Here is an 18,866-nt window from a genome sequence, read left to right as displayed (position 1 = left end):
ATTATCTGTTTTTAAATTCCTTCAATCCGCTGTCTAAAAATTTAATGAAATTGGGAACGCTTGGGTCGTAAGATTTTGGGCGAACTAAAGGCTGTTCATTATTATCGAGCAATACATAATAAGGCTGTGCATTTCCATTAAATCGTGTGATTTGAAAATCAAAATTCTGCTTTCCTATCGTTTTCTTAACCTTATTGTCAAATTCAGAAGTGTACCATTCTGACTCAGGCAATTCTGTTTTATCGTCTACATATAGCGCAACCACAACGTAATCGTTCTTCAGTTTTTTCAATACCTCAGGGTCGGACCAAACGTATTCTTCCATTTTTCGGCAGTTAACACAACCATGCCCCGTAAAGTCAATAAACAGAGGTTTGTTCACTTTTTTAGCATAAGCCATGGCCTGATCAAAATCGAAAAAGCCTTTAATTCCGTGAGGCAAATGAAGAATATTTGCATGTCTTACTTCTTCAGGAAAACCATTTTTAGAAACAGAATTTGAAGGCTGAACCGAACCTAGTTCATCTCGCATAATTTGATGTATAGCAAAATCATGCGTGGTCATTGGAGGCAGATAACCCGCCAATCCCTTCAGAGGCGCACCAAACATTCCGGGCAACAAATACACCGCGAAAACAAAGCTGACGATAGCCAACATTAGCCTAGGTACCGTGGTCACCCGAACTTCATCGTCATGAGGTAGTCGAAGCTTGCCGAGCAGATAAATGCCTAACAAAACAGCAATCACCAACCAAATGGCGATATAAATTTCTCTATCCAAAATCCCCCAATGATAAGCCTGATCGGCCACACTCAAGAACTTAAAGCCCAAAGCGAGTTCAATAAAGCCAAGTACCACCTTTACGGAATTCAACCATCCGCCAGATTTTGGTAAATCCTTCAACATGCCTGGAAAAATGGCGAACAATGTAAACGGTATAGCAAAAGCGCTTGAAAAGCCCAGCATTCCTACAACTGGCTTCATTACTTGGCCTTGAAAAGATTCTATAAGAATTGTTCCTACGATAGGTCCCGTGCATGAAAACGAAACCAAAACCAGCGTAAAAGCCATAAAGAAAGTGCCTAAAAAGCCACCCTTTTCAGCTTTTTGATCCATGCGATTCACGAATTTACTCGGCAAAACGATTTCGAATAAGCCGAAAAACGAAAGCGAAAAAACCAGAAACACACTGAAGAATATAATATTTGGAATAGCTCCCGTGGCCAAGTCATTGGCAATGCCAACCCCGAAAAGACTGGTAAACAGCAGGCCTACCAAAATATAGATAACGATAATGCTGATGCCGTAAACTGCCGCTTTAAAAATAGCTTGGCCTCTACTCTGGCTGCTGTTGGTAAAAAAAGCGACCGTCATAGGAATCATGGGGAAAACACATGGCGTTAAAAGGGCGGCTAGGCCAAAAAGGAATGCGGCTATAAAAAAGCCCCAAAGACTCTTGCCTTCTTCAGGCACTAGCAAATCCTCATAACTCTTACTTTGCTTGGCAACTTTTACATCCTTACCTGAAACCTCTAAAAAGTCGATGGTGAAGTCCTTTTCACCTTTTACACACTGACCACTTTCGTTGGAACATGTCACAAATTCCAGTGTGCCTTTGATTTTGTAATCCTTTTTAAGGACTTTGATTTTTTGTCGAAACTCTCCTGTCTTTTCAAAATAGGTAACATCGGTTTTAAAAATAGGATCGAATTTCTCCTTTGGATTGACGGGTAAAAGCTCTCCTAAAGCTTCAAAAGTTGAATTCTTTTCAAAAACAACCGTGGTTGGGTTCAAACCCGCATCGGTATTTACATCGCTGGAATATAAATACCAGCCGTCTTCAATTTCTACTTTGAAAGAAAGGCTAATTTCATCGCCAACTTTTACTTGGTTACTGCTCGCTTCAAAAGTCCATTCCGTTGGGTTAAGCAAGCCCGTGCCCAAAGTAATGTTCGGTAATTGTGTTTGTTGAGGTTCCTCTTGCTCATTCTCTTCTTCCGAAACCTTAATAAAGCTGATATCAAAATCCTCATCTCCGGGAATGCACTGCCCTGTTACATCAGTACAAGTCTGAAATTCCAGTGTCCCACCAATTTTGAGGTTTGAGCTTAGAATTTTGATTTTTTGGCGAAACTCTCCGGAACCGGTAAAATAGGTGACTTCTGCTCCCCATATATCATCAAATTTCTTTTTAGGGTGAACAGGTTCTAGTTTGCCAACCACTTCGAACGAGCCATTTTCTTCAAAGCTCACTTCCGTAGGCATTGGCCCAATATCAGGATCTACATCGCTAGAATAAATGTACCAATCGTCAATTACATCAACCTTGAAAATCAGCTCTACTTCATCGCCAACTTTTACTTCTTTCTGCGAAGCATCAAAAGACCATGAAGTGGTTTTCTTGAAATTTTGTCCATAAACACTAAAGCAGGTGAGCAGTAGAAAAGCGAATGAAAGAAGAAACTGCTTTTTCATAAAGAAGGAATAATTAATGAATTCTGTGAAACACGTAATTCAATACGATTGAAGGTTGAAAACCCTACCAGATTCGAACATAAAAGAACGAATCTGGCAGAAGTTGATTATTTATTTTCTTGAGCGAAATACTTAAAGAACAACGGAATGGTTTCGATGCCCTTGAAATAGTTGAAAAGGCCATAATGCTCGTTTGGAGAATGGATGGCGTCTGAATCTAAGCCAAAGCCCATCAATACGGTTTTAAGGCCGAGTGTTTCTTCAAAAAGCGCAACAATCGGAATACTTCCTCCTCCCCTGAAAGGCACAGGAGCTTTTCCAAAAGTTTGTTCCATTGCCTTGGCTGCAGCAATATAAGCGGGTGAATCCGTTGGGGTAACCGCTGGCAATCCACCATGATGCGGAATTACTTTTACACTCACCGAAGGAGGCGCAATAGCTTTAAAATGCTCTTCAAACAGTTTGGTGATTTTATCAGGTTTTTGGTTTGGCACCAATCGCATTGAAATTTTAGCGTAAGCTTTAGAAGCAATCACGGTTTTAGCGCCTTCGCCAGTATAACCACCCCAAATTCCGTTTACATCTAATGTTGGACGAATAGAAGAACGCTCCATAGACGTGTAGCCTTTTTCGCCTTCAGTAGCTGAAAGGCCAATCGACTTTTTATAATCTTCTTCGTTGAAAGGAGCTTGCGCCATGGCCTCTCTTTCTTCGGTTGAAAGCTCAATTACATCATCGTAGAAGCCTGGGATTGAAATATGTTTATCGGCATCTTTTAAAGAAGCGATCATTTCGGCCAACACGTTGATTGGGTTTGGAACAGCGCCACCATACAAGCCCGAATGCAAATCGCGGTTTGGCCCTGTAACTTCTACCTGAACGTAGCTCAAGCCACGGAGCCCAACGGTAATTGAAGGCACATCATTCGCGATAATGCCAGTATCTGAAACCAAAACGATGTCGGCAGCTAGTTTCTCTTTGTTTTCTTGAAGGAAAACGCCCAAGTGATCTGAACCTACTTCTTCTTCGCCTTCAATCAAAAATTTAACATTGCAGTCTAAATTTCCAGTCTGCATCATGGTTTCGAAAGCCTTAATGTGCATGTACATTTGGCCTTTATCATCACAAGCGCCTCTGGCGAAAATAGCGCCATCAGGGTGAATTTCTGTAGCTTTGATGACAGGCTCAAAAGGAGGGGAATCCCAAAGCTCGTATGGATCGGCCGGCTGAACATCATAATGGCCATAAACCAAAACGGTTGGCAAACTTGCATCAACGATTTTCTCGCCATATACAATAGGATGGCCATTCGTTGGGCAAATTTCGGCTACATCGGCACCAGCTTCAATAAGTTTTTCTTTGATAAATTCTGCCGCCTTTAAAACGTCTGCCTTGAATTTGCTATCGGCACTTACCGAAGGAATTCTAAGCAAATCGAGCAATTCATTCAAAAAACGGTCTTTGTTAGATTGGATATATTCGTTCATATCAAACGTTTAATCATAGGTTTGCACGCAATTTAAACGAATTTAAAGAGAGAAGTTAAGGAATGCCCAAAAGATAGAATGAAGAAACGGAATCGGCTATAATCCAACGCGTTTGCGGCACAAAGGCAGTCTAGAAACCATCGCCTTCTACTACTTCTTTCTTCTTCACATTTTGGTTCGAATCCTTCGCCATTAAAAGCTTATAAGGCTCATCCACGCCATAGAACAGCTTTCTGTAGTTTCTCGACCAAGCAATAACCTCTTCAAGCGTGTAAGAAAACAGCTTGAAATTGCTTGGCTTGCCCTTGCTAGAACCATTGGCTATGGACGCATTAAAGGCATCGTTAGAAGAAAACGCACCTAGGCTAAAACCATCATAAGTAAAATAATACCAAGTTCCATCGGTCATTTGTAGCAGTACATTCACAATGTCTCCTTCGGGTGTTTTTTTGATTTCGACAAAACCATCCAATTCACGATTGACATCGATTCCGTTTACGTTGCTTACTCCGATTTTGCCTTCGCTATAAAACGTTTTAAGCTGTTTAGACCACTTTAAATCGACATTCGTAATCACTAAGTTCTTCACCAGTTCGCCATTTGCTGAAGCAGAAACTAACGGAATTGGCACTGCCTGATAAGATTCATCCCACTTTTTGGTAGCTTCATCGCCAATAAATTCTGCTACTTTATAAATAAGTTCTGAACGGTCGTCATGAGCGCGAGCAATGCCCAATTTCTCACCCATTTCCTTCAGGTTATTAGCCATTAGTGGAGCGCTTTCTTCGGGTAAACCGAAGTTTATAGCCAACATTGCATTCACTTTAAAATCAGCCGAATCTAAATTTCCTTCGCCTTTGCCTGAAGCTTGCATGTCAACTCCTTTTGTAAAAGGACTCACGAAGTTGAGCTTGCCCTCGAAAGAAACATCCTGACTTTCTTCATTATAAGAAAACATGCTTCCTTTATAATGATTGGCGGGATCTTCGGCCTTTCCAGGGTTTTCGATTTTGTAGCTCTTTTGCTCCGTATCGTAGAACAGGTTTCCTCCTTTCGGAATGAAGAAATCGTCATCGTCCAAACCTCGTTTCTCTGTAATAAAGGTCATATAAATGTCGCCTTTGTTGAAATGGAGGCCCGCATTGAGTGGCTTTCCAAATTCGGTTTTAGCTTGATCGAATGGGATTACCACTTCCTTAATGTCATCGTTCGACTGATACTCGATCCACACATTTTTCTCCAAGCGATCTAAGTTCAACTTTACCGCTCCGTTCAATTCAAGTGCTTCGCGATAAGCATACACCGAAATATCGCCTTTGAAGGTGAAGCCTGGAGAAACAATCACATTCTGATCGGCCGAAACCTTTCCACTCGACTTAGTGAATTTTCCGTGCTCTTCATCTTCCTCAGTTCTAAAAGCATCAAATTTTATGTTGAAAGTATCTTGAACAGCATTCACAAGCTGGTAAGTAGCTTCGCCTCTAAATCGGGTTCGCGAATCAATGGTAATGCTTGCATTGAAGAAACGGTGGTATCCGTTAGCCGTGTCGATAACAACCACGGCATTTTTCAGCTGAGAAATCTCTGAATTTTCTCCAATGATTACTTCGTTGTTTTCAGGCGTAATGCGCGCATCCGCAACGGTGATGTACGGAATTCCCTCCACTTTCATTTCTTGCTTGGCGATGTCGTAAGTAGCTTTGGTAGCGTTAAAAGCAAGCGAATCGAATTTTGAACGCGTTGAATAGAAGAAAGACTTACTAATATCCACCGTGTCGGGTTTGGTCATGGTAATCACCTTGTTGGTAATGTCCCATTCTGCCGTAGGAATCGAGGTTTTATACTGCGCATAAGGGAAGGTCAAGGCCGCAGATCCCTGCACTTCGGGTTGAATATTGGCGCGGTTAGCAGCCAAATCATAATCTACCCGAACATCTTTGGAACTCAAAATGGGTTTGCGCGCATTGTCTGAACTTACTTCAAAACTCGAGTTTCTAGCCTCAAAAGCATTTTCGGCCATGGTAAACATATCCGATTCGGTTTTGGAACCCTGAATGGCCATGTTGCCTTTTGCGAAAAGACCTTTGGTAGAAAGCGTCATGGTTCCATTGAACTTGCCCAAACTATCGTAAACCTCAAATGGCCCTTCCAAATTCTTTAACTGCATGCTGTCCTTTTTGGCCAGCCAATTCATTTGATAGCGCTTCAATTTTACTGAAGGAAATGAAGTTCCATTGACCGATCCAGCCGCAATTGCCCCATCGATTCCTTTTTTGGTATAAGCCGAATCCAAGTAAAAAGTAACCGATTCGCTATTGAAAGAACCCGTCAGAAAATCGATAGCTCCTGGAGAAGTAAGCCCATTTTCATCCATTTTAACTTCGCCATAGAGCTTACCCGTAGTTCCGTAAAGGTTATAACCCGAGTCGGGAATGGCGTGAACAAAACCAAAAGATTTATCGGGCATTACCCGCAATTTTTCTTCAAACTCAGGAAAAATCCCGTTGGAATGGAAAGTTCCTCCGAATTGATAAGCTGAAGGATCTGCTTTGGAAGCACTGTCCAATTGAAAAGGCGGAACATCGAAGTAAACCGTGCTGTCATAAGCACCTTTCAAAACATCCTTTTTCCCGAAAACCACATTGGCGCTTTCTTCTGAAGAAAAGATCGGGTAATCGGGTTTCGATATTCGGGCCGACTTATTATTTGGGTCGTTAATTCTTAGCGTTCCGGAAGTATTTACCAGTTGGTTTTTCAGCGATTCCTTTCCGCCATCTTCGGAATCTACTTCCAGCTTAATGGAATCAATATGGGTAAGCTGAACCAAAAAGTCATCGTAACGAAACTTAAACTTTTGACCATTGAACTGGAAGTTTCCTGCCTCCAAAGAGCCATCAAATTCCATGTTTCGATTATCCAAAATCTTGATTACACCATCGGTTGGCGTAATAATTACATCAAGCGAATCGCTCACAAAGAATTTATCAACGCCTCTCACCGTAAGTGTATCATTGCTCAAATCAATTTTGGCGTTGGGTGCAGAACTGATGATAGAAGGAATAATCAGGTCGTCATAATCGGATTCATCGCGACCAGCATCATAATAATGAAAACCCTTTTCTGTAATAATTACCTGCCCCGTATTCTCATCAAAAAGCACCAAACCCTTCGACATCAGATCGATCATAGTGCGTTTCAAAACGCCTTCGTTCAGCTTTCTGTCATATGCTAATTCTGGTAAATAAAACTCATTTTTGGGCTCATTTTTTCTGGCTTGTTTTACCGATAGAATCAGGGGATGGAAATCATATAACTGCGCTAAACTGTTATAACGGATGGTATTGAAATAGTCTTTCGATTCTACAATCAAAGGCACTTCGCTTCGAGCGGAACCGATGGTTAAGTTCAAGGAATCTGCATTCAAATTCCAAATCAGTCGGTCGCCCGTCAAATCCATATTGTGGAATGACGAACTGAATGGCGTAGTGCCAAAACCATCTTTACTCGGTTGCAAATTGAGCAAATGCTTGTGGTAATTGTACACCAATTCTGCCGCTGGATGGTAAATGGAATCTTGCCCATTGTAAATAATCACTCTGGCGATATCAGAACTTACAACCGAATCTTCTTGATTGATATTGAAGCTAGGCGCTTGAGCCTTGAATTTCTTCTGACCATCTACACTAACCTCAATGGTAGAAAATTCATTGAAAGCAGAACGGCTATAGAACTTCTTGCCTTCGAAACTAACTCCTCCAGTATAAGTGAGTTCCGGAGTAGCCAAGCCTTGAACGGGTGTGTCGGCAAAATCAGAAATAAAGCGCGGATAGGTATCTACACTCGACCGTTGCGGAGTAAGTGTGATTTCTACCGAGCCAACTACAGGCTGCTGAATTTTGCCTTGATAGTGAAAATAAGATTCTTCAAACTTGATGTCTGTAGCTCTAATAGGAAACGCAAAGTTTTTCAGCTGGGCATATACTTCAGAAGCCGGAAGTCCAACATTACTCCAGTCAACGGCTCCACCTTGGCCTTTAAATTCTAAGGTTTCAAAAGAGAAATTTCCTTGAGCACCTCTTAAATAAATGGTGTCGAGCCGGTTTAAAAAAACCAAATCGACTTTACTAAATTCAATCACGGCTCCTAATTCCTGAGGCATTGTTGGGAGCGGCTGATTCAACTCATCTTCTAGATTGTTGGTTTCTTCTTCGGTGGTTAAGCCCTGCTCTTCGCGTTCGCGCTGTTGCATCAAAAGCTCAATAGCATCGGGCCCCTGATCTACCTGAATAGGCTCACTTTCCTCTTCCACATAATCATCGACACCATTGAATTTGAGTACAAAATCAGCATTTTCTACATAAATTCCGTAGCTACGGTCTTTATACAAAGCCATATCGCCAAGAAAATAAGAAGCATATTGAAAGAACTGATCAACTCCTTTTTTGTCATAATTTTCGGAAGCCTTCAAGCAGGCCTTAACAAGGTCGTCAAATTGCTGGGCATTGAATTTTCGTTCAGTTTCAGCCAATTCCAACATGTGGAAAAGCGCTTTAAAATCGAAGCGAGGCCTGAAACCCTTTTCTTCCAGATTGACTAAAGTTTGACCGAGTTGACTTTTCTGCTCAGAGGTAAATCCGTTAGACTGCCACTTTTCGATAAAGGCTTGGTAGTTTTCTCCAAAACTCGAAGGAGTTGGGGTTTTCAGAATCCGTTCTAAATCTGGAGAATAGACAATAAAGTCTTGGACAGCACTTTGCTGCGCATACACGCCCGACCCAAAAGCCAAGGCAAAACAAACTACACAAGCGAGCCTCTTCAGCACTTTAACCATTTTGACCTTTTGACTGACCCTTATTAACGCATAAGCAGCCGAAAAAATATGCTTTTAGCCTACTTTCTTTAGAAGAAGAGCTGCCCAATCTTTCTTTTCGCTCTGTTTCTGAAGTTCAAACCCCAGAGGTTGGGCTTTATCCAGTAAATCTTGAACATCGTGGGTATAAAAACCGCTCAAAAACAAATAGCCTTCAGCTTTGGTCAATTTGGCATAATAATCCATTTCGGCCAACAAAACATTCTTATTTATATTAGCATACAATATATCGAAATCGCTATCGAAGCTGAGTTCATCAATGGTACCGAGCAATACTGCCTTAGGTTCAATTTCGTTTAGAGCGAAGTTTTCTTTCGCGTTGTCGATGCACCAATCATCAATATCTGTAGCGGAAACTTCGGCAGCACCAAGTTTAGCGCCCATAATGGCCAAAATTCCAGTTCCAGAACCTACATCGAGCACAGTTTTTCCCTTATGATCGAGCCCCAACTGCATGGCCAGCATTTGGTGAGTGGTTTCGTGATGGCCCGTTCCGAAGGACATCTGTGGGTTAATGATGATCTCGTGGGTAAAACCTGGTCTGGATTCGTGGAAAGTTGCTCGCACAAAAATATCTGTGCCTACTTCAATAGGGTCGTAGTTTTTTTCCCACTCCTCATTCCAGTTTTGTTTTGGGATTTTCTTTAGCTCGTACCAAATGCGGGTTTGCTTTCTATAATTGTTAAAAAGCTGTTGCAAGGCAGGGTGGCTAAACTGATCCTCAGGAATGTATGCATCGAAACCAACTTCGGTTTCAACGAAAGTATCAAAGTCCAATTCGCCCATTTCAGCAATTAGGATTTCGCCAAAAGTTGGGTCGCAATGGACTTTGATTTCTATATAATTCATTTCGCTCACGCAGTATAAATTCAGAATGACTTAGCGATATCCACAAAATCACGAGCTTTCAAAGAAGCTCCACCAATTAAACCTCCGTCCACATCAGGTTGAGAGAACAACTCAGGAGCATTTCCTGGTTTTGCACTTCCACCGTAAAGAATAGAAATTTCATCGGCTACGGCTTGTCCATATTGGCCAGCCAAATAATCGCGAAGGGCTTTGTGCATTTCTTGCGCTTGCTCCGAACTTGCGGTTTTGCCCGTTCCGATTGCCCAAATTGGCTCGTATGCAATCACCACTTTTTGAATTTCTTCTTCGCTTAAATGAAAAAGACTTTCTTTTAGCTGATTCGTTACATAAGCTACTTCAGTTCCAGCTTCTCTGATTTCCAAAGCTTCGCCACAACAGAAAATAGGAGTCAATTCATTGGCCAAAGCTACATCTACCTTTTTGGCTAACAATTCGTTGCTTTCGTTGTGATATTCTCTTCTTTCACTGTGACCTAAAATCACAAATTCAGCACCAACAGATTTGATCATTTCCGCAGAAATATCACCCGTGTAGGCACCTGAAGCATGTTCGCTCATGTTTTGAGCACCTAAAAATACGCTATCGCTTTCCTGAGCAGTTTTACCCACTTGAGCCAAGTGAATAAATGGCGTACACATGATTACCGACACATCATCGGTTAATTCGTCTTTTACTATGTTCACTACTTCAGAAGCCAGTGTAAGGCCTTCGCTGAAGCTTTTGTTCATTTTCCAGTTACCTGCTACGATTTTTTTTCTCATGATTCGATTTTTCGCGTTTCGTGCCAAAGATAATTCATTCTATCTTAGTTCGATGGCATTTCAAAGTGAAGATAGAAAACAGAAGAGATTAGAGCCTAAAGCAGCCAAGTTGAAAGCGGCCGATTTTTGTGCTTACCAAGAAAGGTCGCAACAAGAAGTTCGGGATAAGCTTTACAGTTATGGCCTTCATTTTGATGAGGTTGAAGAAATTTTGGCCGACTTGATTATGGAAGGTTTTATCAATGAAGAGCGATTTGCAAAAGCTTATGTTGGCGGGAAATTTAGAATGAAGGGCTGGGGCCGAAAGAAAATTCTGCAAGGCCTAAAACAACATAAAATATCGGATTACTGCGTAAAAAAGGGCCTTCTGGAAATTGATGAAGACGCTTACTACGAAACGCTGAAGAAACACGGAGAGAAAAAATTCAATGCTTTATTAGGCCAAAACGACTACATCATCAGGGGTAAGCTAAGCCAGCATTTAATGATGAAGGGCTTTGAAAGTGATTTGATTAGGGAAGTGGTTGAAGAGCTGATTTCCGAATCGAGATAGTATAAAAAAAGAGCCACACATGGTGCAACTCTTTCTGTTTTGAGTTTTTATCCTATGGGCCGTTTCACCAAATTTTGAAAAGTGAAACTCCATTCGCTTATCTTACTCTATCCCAAAAAGCTGGAGGTTCAACGCCCAAAGCTCTTAAATAAACATAGCCTTGGCCTCTGTGGTGAATTTCATTATCGATACAATAGAAAATCAAGGCTTGAATAGTGCCTTCGTATTGCCCAAAAGCCAATTCAACTTCTTGAAAACGCTCTGGCTTAATTTGAGGGAAAAGCTCATTCAATTGCTCAGTAGATTCGTCCCAAAGGGCTAAAATTTCTGCTTTGGTGGTAGGTTCTTTAAAGCCATCGCCAAAACCTTCCCATTGACCAGTAACGCTCCCCTTTACGCTGGGAACCGCCATATGAATCATTTCAAGTGCCAATTGAGAAAAAGGGCGCATTCCGCCAATGGAATAATTAAAGAGTTGATCTTCTGGAAAAGCTTCGATTACTCTTCGGGTTAATGTTCTATGGCCTTGCCAATGCGTTAAAAGGTGGCTAGGGCTAATCACTACAGCGTCAAGTGTTTCATTTTTCATGGTGTGTATATTTAAATCTTACACAAACCTAAAGGGCACTAGTGACAACCCTATGTCAGTAGAAAAATGGAGGAGAAGAAAAGATTATTGAAAAAATTCGCAAGGATTAGTAACAACTCAGGCTTATTGTTTAATAATATGATTAATTAATATTTGATTTTTTGTAGATTAAATGGTCATACCAAACCATACAGCACTATGAAACTTCATGAAATTGTCGAACAATTGAACTTCCGAGAGAAGAACTCTTTCCTGAAAATCATCAATGAGATTATTCCCGTTTCTGAAAATAGGTTGGCAATAGACAAAATCACATCGAGTTACGATGGCGAATTGAAGAACCTAGACAGTCTGTTGATTAGCGAAGTTTTCAAGTACTTGGAAAAGGATTTTGAAACGTACTTAAGAAATGAATTTCTTGACACTTCCTCTCAATTCGACCTTCTCATTGATATAATCAGTAGAGACGGAAACGCAATTATGAATCGAGAATGGTTCTACTCCTTATATGTAAAAGAAGTAAAGGCAATTAAAAAGAAAATTAAGAGCCTTCAAGAAGAGATGAATAATGCAGAACTCTCTGAAAGCAGGCTAAGGGATTATCATATTTATCATGCATGTTTAAAAACTGCCTATTTCAACGATATAGCCAATAATGTTGACTCTAAAATAACCAGTGATGAGCTGAGCATTTTAGTAACTCTCGCCAATGAACTAGGCTTATCGCAAGAAGAAATACAACTCATAAATTATCAGATAATACCTCTCGTTTCAAAAGAAGTTCAATCCATAATTGATGAGCTAAAGAACAAAGGGGTTTTATTTTACTCGCAAAAACAGAACAAGGTATTTGTTGCAGATGAAATCGTTCGAGTACTGAGGCATGTCAGGGGGAAAGAAGTAGCAGACAAGCATTTTAGAAGAACTTTAAAAACACTTTCAGATGCTCAAATCAACCTTATTTGTAAGAAACATAACATTGACTGGAAAGCCGAAAGAGAAGTTAAAATCAAAACCATAATTTCTGAAGGCTTAAACATAAAAAGGACATTATCTGAAGACATTCATAAACCAGGAACAAATCTTACTGAAAGAAAGAAAACCCTGAATACCATTGCAGAAAAGCTTCATATTTCGAATTTCGGTGGAGCCACAATAGAAGCAAAAATTGATTTAATCACTGATCACTTCTTAAATGTTGAAAAGGATGATAAAATCGGTATTTCCATAGAAGGATACGAAAGGCTGTTAATCGATTTAGGTTCCTCTATTAAAGGCATCAACAAACTATTAAAAGAAGAATTTGAGTTGAGTGAGGAAAACGTGTTATCGGGAAAATATCTTCTCGATTTCAATATTAAGCCTCGTGATATTCTGGATCTTTTAAGCCAAGATTCTATTCAGAGCTTTTGTAAGTCAAAAGAAATATCCACAAGAGGTGATGAAATTTCAAACATCTTAAAGGCATATCAAGACATTGAAAGCCTTTACATAGAAAATTATCATTTGATAGGAACAAGGGATCTCAATGCCCTGAAAGAAAATGGCTTACAAATCAAGGAAGCAGATCTAGGACTAAAATTTGAAGATATCACAGCTAGTATATTAGATACGCTTGGTTTAACCGTAGATGATCATTTAAAGCGAGAAATCAACAACAAGAAGAATCAAATTGATATTCTAGTAAATCTAGGAGATAACAATGTGATTCTAATCGAATGTAAAACGAGCAAAGATAATTACACCAAATTCAGCACGGTATCTCGGCAGATTAAAGCATACAAGGAAATGGTACAATCCTATGGCTACTCAGTAATTAAAACACTACTCGTGGCTCCTAATTTTAGCGATGAATTTATTAACGATTGTAGAGATGATTTCGAGCTTAATCTTTCGCTCATTGAGGCATTAACCCTTTCAAACATATTAAGAGCTTTTAAAGAATCAGGGCAGAAAAAAATAAACAGAAATCTATTTATGAGGGATGTTCTTATTCGTGAAGATATCGTTTTAAAAGGCCTTAAGTCAAATTAAGAGCCTTGAGTTGGTTTCTTTAAAAACCCAATTTCATCTCGAATAGAAACAGGAATCGGTTGACCTTCTTGATAAATCTTAAGTTCAACAATATCGGCAGGCATGGTAAAGCCTTCATTCATAAGCCTTTTAATTACGGCTTGAATCACCATACTTTTTAAAACCGTGGTAGACCCCAGAAAATCGAAAGTATTGATCCAGAAATGGACTTTTAGATTGATCGTGCTTGTGCCCAAATCGTTTATGATCACAAAAGGTTCTAAGTCTTGGGAACGGCTTATATTCTGAAGCGATGAGAGTTCTTCTAATATGGATTTGGTAGCTGCAGCAATGTCATCGCCATAGTCCAAACCGACAATAAAATCATGCCGCATAAGGCCATCGCGCGTGAAATTGGTCAGCGGATTTTTGATGAGCATGGAATTAGGAACAAAAATATCGCGACCATCAAAAGTGCGGATATGCGTATTCCTCAAGTTCAGCTGTTTCACGGTTCCCGTAAAAGATTCGATCTGAATAATATCGCCAATCCCAAACGGGCGACTAAAGGCCAGAAAAAATCCGGAGAGGAAATTCTCACCAATATCTTTAAAAGCAAAACCAATAATTAAGGCCGAAACGCCAGCACCTGCCAGCAAGCCTCCCGCAGCTTTGCCCAAGCCTACTTGGTTCAAGAAAATCACAACACCTAAAATGAAGAAGACCAAGAAAACACAGCGGCCAATAAAGTTGACCAAAAGCTGATCGTTTACTCGCCTAAGCAATCTTTTACGGACCAATCCTCTCAGAAATGAGCCCAATAGAATTAATAAGGCAAAAATCACAACACCCACTACAATTTGAGGCAGTTGGGCAATCATGGTATCCCAGAATCTTTGAAAAGATTCAGAAACTCGGTCTGTCATTCAATTATGCTAGGTTAATCAATGGTTTTAAAGCAGCTTTTCAATGCCGCTATTTATTCTTCTGCGTTTCATAAACGTTTCCACTTTCAGCTTCATCAGGCTTAAAGTCGAGGCCAACATTCACGAAATCGTATGAAGAATTTACGAAAAACACCTTATCATTCATCATGGCAATGGGTGTTTTTAGCAATTCTGGATGTTGCTTCATCAATTTCAGTACTTCTTCATTAGAAAGGCTGGCATCTTTAACCTCATCCATGTAAAACTCCGATTGTCTATCTATCAAATCCACAACCTGAACGCCCAAATCATCGGCTACTTCAGCCACTTGAGTTGGCGTTAAAGGATCTTTGATGATGTTCCTTTCATTCAACTGATATCCACCTACTGATGACGCATAAGTAAGCGCCATTCTATCTTCTTTCTTTTCAGAATTATAGATAAGTATGATTTCTTTTTTCTCCGCTTTCATAATACTTGGGGTCAAAAAAAGCATAGTGACTATGCTTTAGATTGAGGTTTTTTGAAAGAAGCAGGAGTATTTATCTATAAAGACAAATACCCAAAAGAGCTTCTTGTGATGGTTTCTTTTAATGCTTTGTGCTAAGGCCGTCTTACCAAACCACTGAATAGTGAAATCACCAACAGCACAAGGAAGATGAAGAAAATGATTTTAGCGATGTACGCGGCTCCAGCTGCTAATCCACCGAAACCAAGAATGGCCGCTATTACGGCTATAACGAGAAAGGTTAGTGTCCAACGTAACATAATTTTATAGTTTAGATTTTAACGAAATTGTTAATCTCTATAAGGGAAATACTATGCCAGCTGTAAAAAGCCCGAAATAGGCCGTTTTGAAGGGATGTAGGTGCGCACTTTCTCCGCCAGTTGTAGATAAACCTCTACAAATCAATTGATTTTAAGAGCAAAAAAACCTGATCGCTTACTTTGCTAAAGCCTTTTGCCAAAGAAATGCATAGCGAACGGCCATGAAAAGCATAATAGGCAACATGGCGATAGAATACACCTGAATTTGGAACACCCAAATCAACGCCATGGCAAGCAATAGAATGAATAGAAAACGTACGTAAACACGAACCCAGCGAGCGGGCTTTTTCTTTACAATGTAAAAGGCCACCACCAAATTGGGCATAAAAGCCCAGAGTAAATTCATGTTTTTAGCCGTAGCCGAATGATCCGTAGCAAACCAAAGCAGAAACACCAATAAGCCCACTAAACCTGTGATGAACAGAATGCTGAAATCGAGATAACGCGCTCTGGTGTTTTGGGTCAAATCTCTGAAAGTAAGCACAATAACAAGCAGCGAAATGAGCGAAAAAACCATCCAAGGCGAAATTGATTCGTGCCTCACTTCATAGTAATCTGATTCAAAAAGCTTGTTGGTTTGTTTTATAGCAGCTTCTTCTCCGTAAGGCCTTTCAATTACAGCATGGTCGTAAGCTTCTTTCACATAATCGGGCAAAAACATATGTTCCCAAGGCGTGGCTTTTACATCGATTACCGCTCCAAGCGCAATGTCAATTCCAAAATCCCACCAAGGGTGATTGAATGTATTTTCCTGAATCAGGTCTCTAAAGGTTTTTTGGTCGGTGAGGTATTCTTCTTTGAAAATCAATTTATCGCCTAAAACATCTTTCACTACATCGCGCAGTTTGGTAGCGCAATTGTCGTAGAAGAAGTCGTATAAATAATAGCTATTTTCTGGAATTGCATTCAATCTCAAAAAATCAAAAATCTCCTGTTTTTCGTGCTGGTTCAGGTTCAAAACCTGTTCTGTTACCCAACGGCTCTGATATTGGTAATAGCCCAAAAACCGATTAAAATCTTGCACGTCCAAACGGTAGCGAAGCTTACCTTGGGCAAATTTGGCTTCGAAATTATCTTCGAAAGAATCGTATGTACCATAGTTATAAACCTCATCAATACTCAAGTAAGGGTCTTTAACCCGAATAGCGCCATGGCCAAAACAATCGTAAAGCTCCGAACCCGGCCCAACAGTAATAATGCTTACTTCGGCTTGGGTAGAAAGTCTTAAAAACTGGGCCGAAAGGTTGAGGGTGGCCAATAGAAGACCGAGAAAGATTACTGTGCGCTTCATTCGTTTTCTTGAATCTGAGTACGAAGATAAAATACTTATCCGATTAAAATGAGGTTACGGTTTTGATGCAGAAATTTGCCAACCTAATTTGAAGCCATGAACCGAAATTTTACTGACGGCTTAAACTACATTTCGAAACTCAGCCCACTTAGGGTTTGGAACATGATGCAGTTGGCTGGCAGTTATTGGGTTTCAAAACTGACCAAAAAACCAATTCACTGGGGAATGCCCACCAGCATTTCTCTGGAACCTACAACGTCATGCAATTTGCGCTGCCCAGAATGCCCCAGCGGACTGCGTAACTTTACTCGGGAAACGGGCATGTTAACGGACGAAATGTTCCGAAAAACGATTGACGAACTAGCGCCCAAACTCAGTTATCTTATTTTCTATTTTCAAGGAGAACCGTATTTAAATTCCAACTTCTTGAAACATGTTGCCTATGCTTCTTCTAAAAAAGTGTACACCGCAACTTCCACCAATGCTCATTATTTAAATGACAAAAACGCCAAAGCTACCGTGGAATCTGGCCTCGATAGATTGATTATTTCTATTGACGGTACCACTCAAGAAACCTACGAACAATACCGCATTGGCGGCAAGCTAGAAAAGGTAATTGAAGGCACTAAGAATATTGTGAAATGGAAGGAGGAGCTCAAGAGCAAAACCCCGCATATTATTTTTCAATATTTAGTGGTGAAACCAAACGAGCATCAGCTGGATGATGTGCAACAATTGGCCAAAGATTTAGGCGTAGATGAAGTAGCTTTTAAAACGGCTCAGATCTATGATTATGAAGATGGTTCTGATTTGATTCCGACCCTTGAAAAATATGCACGCTATAGAAAGAAAGCCGATGGTAAGTGGGAAATCAAAAACCGATTACTGAATCACTGCTGGAAAATGTGGCACTCTTGTGTAATTACTTGGGATGGAAAAGTTGTCCCCTGCTGTTTCGATAAGGACGCTCATTATCAACTAGGCCAAATGGCTTCGGAAAACTTCCACAGTATTTGGAAAGGTGAGGCTTACTCTAATTTTCGCAAGGCTTTGATAAAATCACGCAGCGAAATTGAAATGTGTAAAAATTGCTCGGAAGGAACTAGGGTTTGGGCTTAACCGGAAAAGATTATTGGGCTTTTAAATGCTTCGGAAGCTCAACTTTATCCTTTTTACTTGGCTCTGGAATATTACATGAGGCGCAGCCCACAGCACACCCTTTATCGCTTTTGTATTGCTTATAAAGATTGCGAGCCATAAAAAATACGGCCGCTAAAAAGATTGCTCCAATAATGATTTCCTGTACCATAATCGCCTATCTAACCGTGAAATCTACTTCGAAGTTCGAGGTTATTTAGAATTATTCCAAACAGCCTGGCGGTAAAAGTAATTTAGTGCCAGTGCTTTTGAATCACCGCCAGCATTTCGGGCTGGTTGGCATTACCCGCAATCAGTTCTCTACCGAAAACGAAATTGTTTCCACCTTTAAAATCGGTTACAATTCCACCAGCTTCTTTAACGATTAAAACGCCTGCCGCCACATCGTATGAATTCAAATTATATTCGAAGAAGCCCTCAAAACGGCCACAGGCAGTATAAGCCAAATCAACGGCAGCACTCCCCATTCTTCTCAGCCCGTGCGTGTTTTGCATAAACTCATTCAGAATGTTAAGGTAAGCATGCATCTGCTCAAAATTGTAATAAGGGAAACCCGTTGCAATCAGCGATTGACTTAGCGAATCGGCTTTAGAAACCGAAATAGGCATATGATTTAAGAATGCACCACCACCTTTCATCGCGTGAAAACATTCATCTCTATTCACTTCGTAAACAACGCCTAAAACCAATTCATTGCGCTTCATCAAAGCAATTGAAACCGCAAAAACGGGCAAACCATGAATAAAGTTGGTTGTGCCATCCAACGGATCAATAATCCAGTTATAGCTGTCTGATTTTTTGGTTTCAGTTCCTTCTTCAGTAATAAACCCAGCGCCTGGCAAAATCTGCTTTAAGCCATCCACAATCATTTTTTCTGCGCGCTTATCTACATAAGAAACCAAATCGTTCTTCCCCTTATATTCCACCATCGACTGATCAAATTTCAGGGATTCTTGACGAATGAATTCTCCGGTTTCTTTGGCGAGTATAATAACGTCTTGAAGTAGTTGTTGCATAACGGCTGGCTTATTCTGACGCAAATAT

15 protein-coding genes are annotated in these 18,866 nt (G+C 40.4%); 3 read left to right on the top strand and 12 right to left on the bottom strand.

Annotated features, from left to right (window positions below; genetic code table 11):
* Window position 1: 1 nt before the first annotated feature.
* The 5 genes from ACXACJ_RS21010 to tpiA all read right to left on the bottom strand — a co-directional run bounded on the left by ACXACJ_RS21010 (window position 2) and on the right by tpiA (window position 10,464).
* Entirely contained in the window at window positions 2-2,476 is a 2,475-nt protein-coding gene (locus ACXACJ_RS21010; protein ID WP_475136397.1) for a protein-disulfide reductase DsbD family protein, read from the bottom strand.
* 107 nt (window positions 2,477-2,583) lie between these two features.
* Window positions 2,584-3,963 carry a dipeptidase gene (locus tag ACXACJ_RS21005; RefSeq protein WP_475136396.1) on the bottom strand — a complete coding sequence of 460 codons (1,380 nt, stop codon included), beginning with the start codon at window positions 3,961-3,963 and terminating at the stop codon, window positions 2,584-2,586.
* 130 nt (window positions 3,964-4,093) lie between these two features.
* Complete coding sequence (locus tag ACXACJ_RS21000; protein WP_475136395.1) at window positions 4,094-8,785, bottom strand: hypothetical protein; 4,692 nt, start codon at window positions 8,783-8,785, stop codon at window positions 4,094-4,096.
* Window positions 8,786-8,848: 63 nt separating this feature from the next.
* Window positions 8,849-9,682: a 50S ribosomal protein L11 methyltransferase gene (gene prmA / locus ACXACJ_RS20995; protein ID WP_475136799.1), complete on the bottom strand. Its 834-nt coding sequence runs from the start codon at window positions 9,680-9,682 to the stop codon at window positions 8,849-8,851.
* A 20-nt stretch (window positions 9,683-9,702) separates the two neighbouring features.
* Window positions 9,703-10,464: a triose-phosphate isomerase gene (gene tpiA, locus ACXACJ_RS20990; protein ID WP_475136394.1), complete on the bottom strand. Its 762-nt coding sequence runs from the start codon at window positions 10,462-10,464 to the stop codon at window positions 9,703-9,705.
* Window positions 10,465-10,516: 52 nt separating this feature from the next.
* Between tpiA and ACXACJ_RS20985 the strand changes: the two genes are divergently transcribed.
* Window positions 10,517-11,017, top strand: coding sequence for a regulatory protein RecX (locus tag ACXACJ_RS20985; RefSeq protein WP_475136393.1), 501 nt, complete (start codon window positions 10,517-10,519; stop codon window positions 11,015-11,017).
* Window positions 11,018-11,114: 97 nt separating this feature from the next.
* Here the strand turns inward: ACXACJ_RS20985 and ACXACJ_RS20980 are convergent, their stop codons facing one another.
* The gene (locus ACXACJ_RS20980; protein WP_475136392.1) at window positions 11,115-11,606 is read right to left on the bottom strand and encodes a DinB family protein; all 492 of its coding nucleotides are present in this window, start codon (window positions 11,604-11,606) and stop codon (window positions 11,115-11,117) included.
* Between the two features lie 378 nt (window positions 11,607-11,984).
* On the opposite strand from ACXACJ_RS20980, the gene ACXACJ_RS20975 reads away from it, so the two are divergent.
* Entirely contained in the window at window positions 11,985-13,640 is a 1,656-nt protein-coding gene (locus tag ACXACJ_RS20975; RefSeq protein WP_475136391.1) for a hypothetical protein, read from the top strand.
* Here ACXACJ_RS20975 and ACXACJ_RS20970 read toward each other — a convergent pair.
* From ACXACJ_RS20970 to ACXACJ_RS20955, 4 genes are all read right to left on the bottom strand, one after another.
* On the bottom strand, window positions 13,637-14,545 hold the full coding sequence (locus ACXACJ_RS20970; protein WP_475136390.1) for a mechanosensitive ion channel family protein: 909 nt from the start codon (window positions 14,543-14,545) through the stop codon (window positions 13,637-13,639). The two genes, ACXACJ_RS20975 and ACXACJ_RS20970, sit on opposite strands and share 4 nt — an antisense overlap.
* A gap of 49 nt (window positions 14,546-14,594) precedes the next feature.
* Entirely contained in the window at window positions 14,595-15,017 is a 423-nt protein-coding gene (locus tag ACXACJ_RS20965) for an arsenate reductase family protein (protein ID WP_475136389.1), read from the bottom strand.
* 131 nt (window positions 15,018-15,148) lie between these two features.
* Entirely contained in the window at window positions 15,149-15,313 is a 165-nt protein-coding gene (locus ACXACJ_RS20960; protein ID WP_475136388.1) for a DUF1328 domain-containing protein, read from the bottom strand.
* A 175-nt stretch (window positions 15,314-15,488) separates the two neighbouring features.
* Entirely contained in the window at window positions 15,489-16,664 is a 1,176-nt protein-coding gene (locus tag ACXACJ_RS20955) for a lipoprotein N-acyltransferase Lnb domain-containing protein (RefSeq protein ID WP_475136387.1), read from the bottom strand.
* Between the two features lie 96 nt (window positions 16,665-16,760).
* Here ACXACJ_RS20955 and ACXACJ_RS20950 point away from each other — a divergent pair, with 96 nt between their 5' ends.
* Window positions 16,761-17,783 (top strand): SPASM domain-containing protein, encoded by a 1,023-nt coding sequence (locus ACXACJ_RS20950; RefSeq protein WP_475136386.1) that lies wholly within the window; start codon window positions 16,761-16,763, stop codon window positions 17,781-17,783.
* A 10-nt stretch (window positions 17,784-17,793) separates the two neighbouring features.
* Here the strand turns inward: ACXACJ_RS20950 and ACXACJ_RS20945 are convergent, their stop codons facing one another.
* Both ACXACJ_RS20945 and ACXACJ_RS20940 read right to left on the bottom strand, forming a co-directional pair.
* The gene (locus ACXACJ_RS20945; protein WP_475136385.1) at window positions 17,794-17,973 is read right to left on the bottom strand and encodes a FeoB-associated Cys-rich membrane protein; all 180 of its coding nucleotides are present in this window, start codon (window positions 17,971-17,973) and stop codon (window positions 17,794-17,796) included.
* A gap of 82 nt (window positions 17,974-18,055) precedes the next feature.
* Window positions 18,056-18,838, bottom strand: coding sequence for an inositol monophosphatase family protein (locus ACXACJ_RS20940; protein WP_475136384.1), 783 nt, complete (start codon window positions 18,836-18,838; stop codon window positions 18,056-18,058).
* Window positions 18,839-18,866 lie beyond the last annotated feature (28 nt).

The sequence above is a fragment of the Roseivirga sp. AWQ4_251 genome (assembly GCF_056158225.1).
Note: the sequence above shows the minus strand (reverse complement) of the source record. Positions and strands in the feature narration are given on the sequence as shown.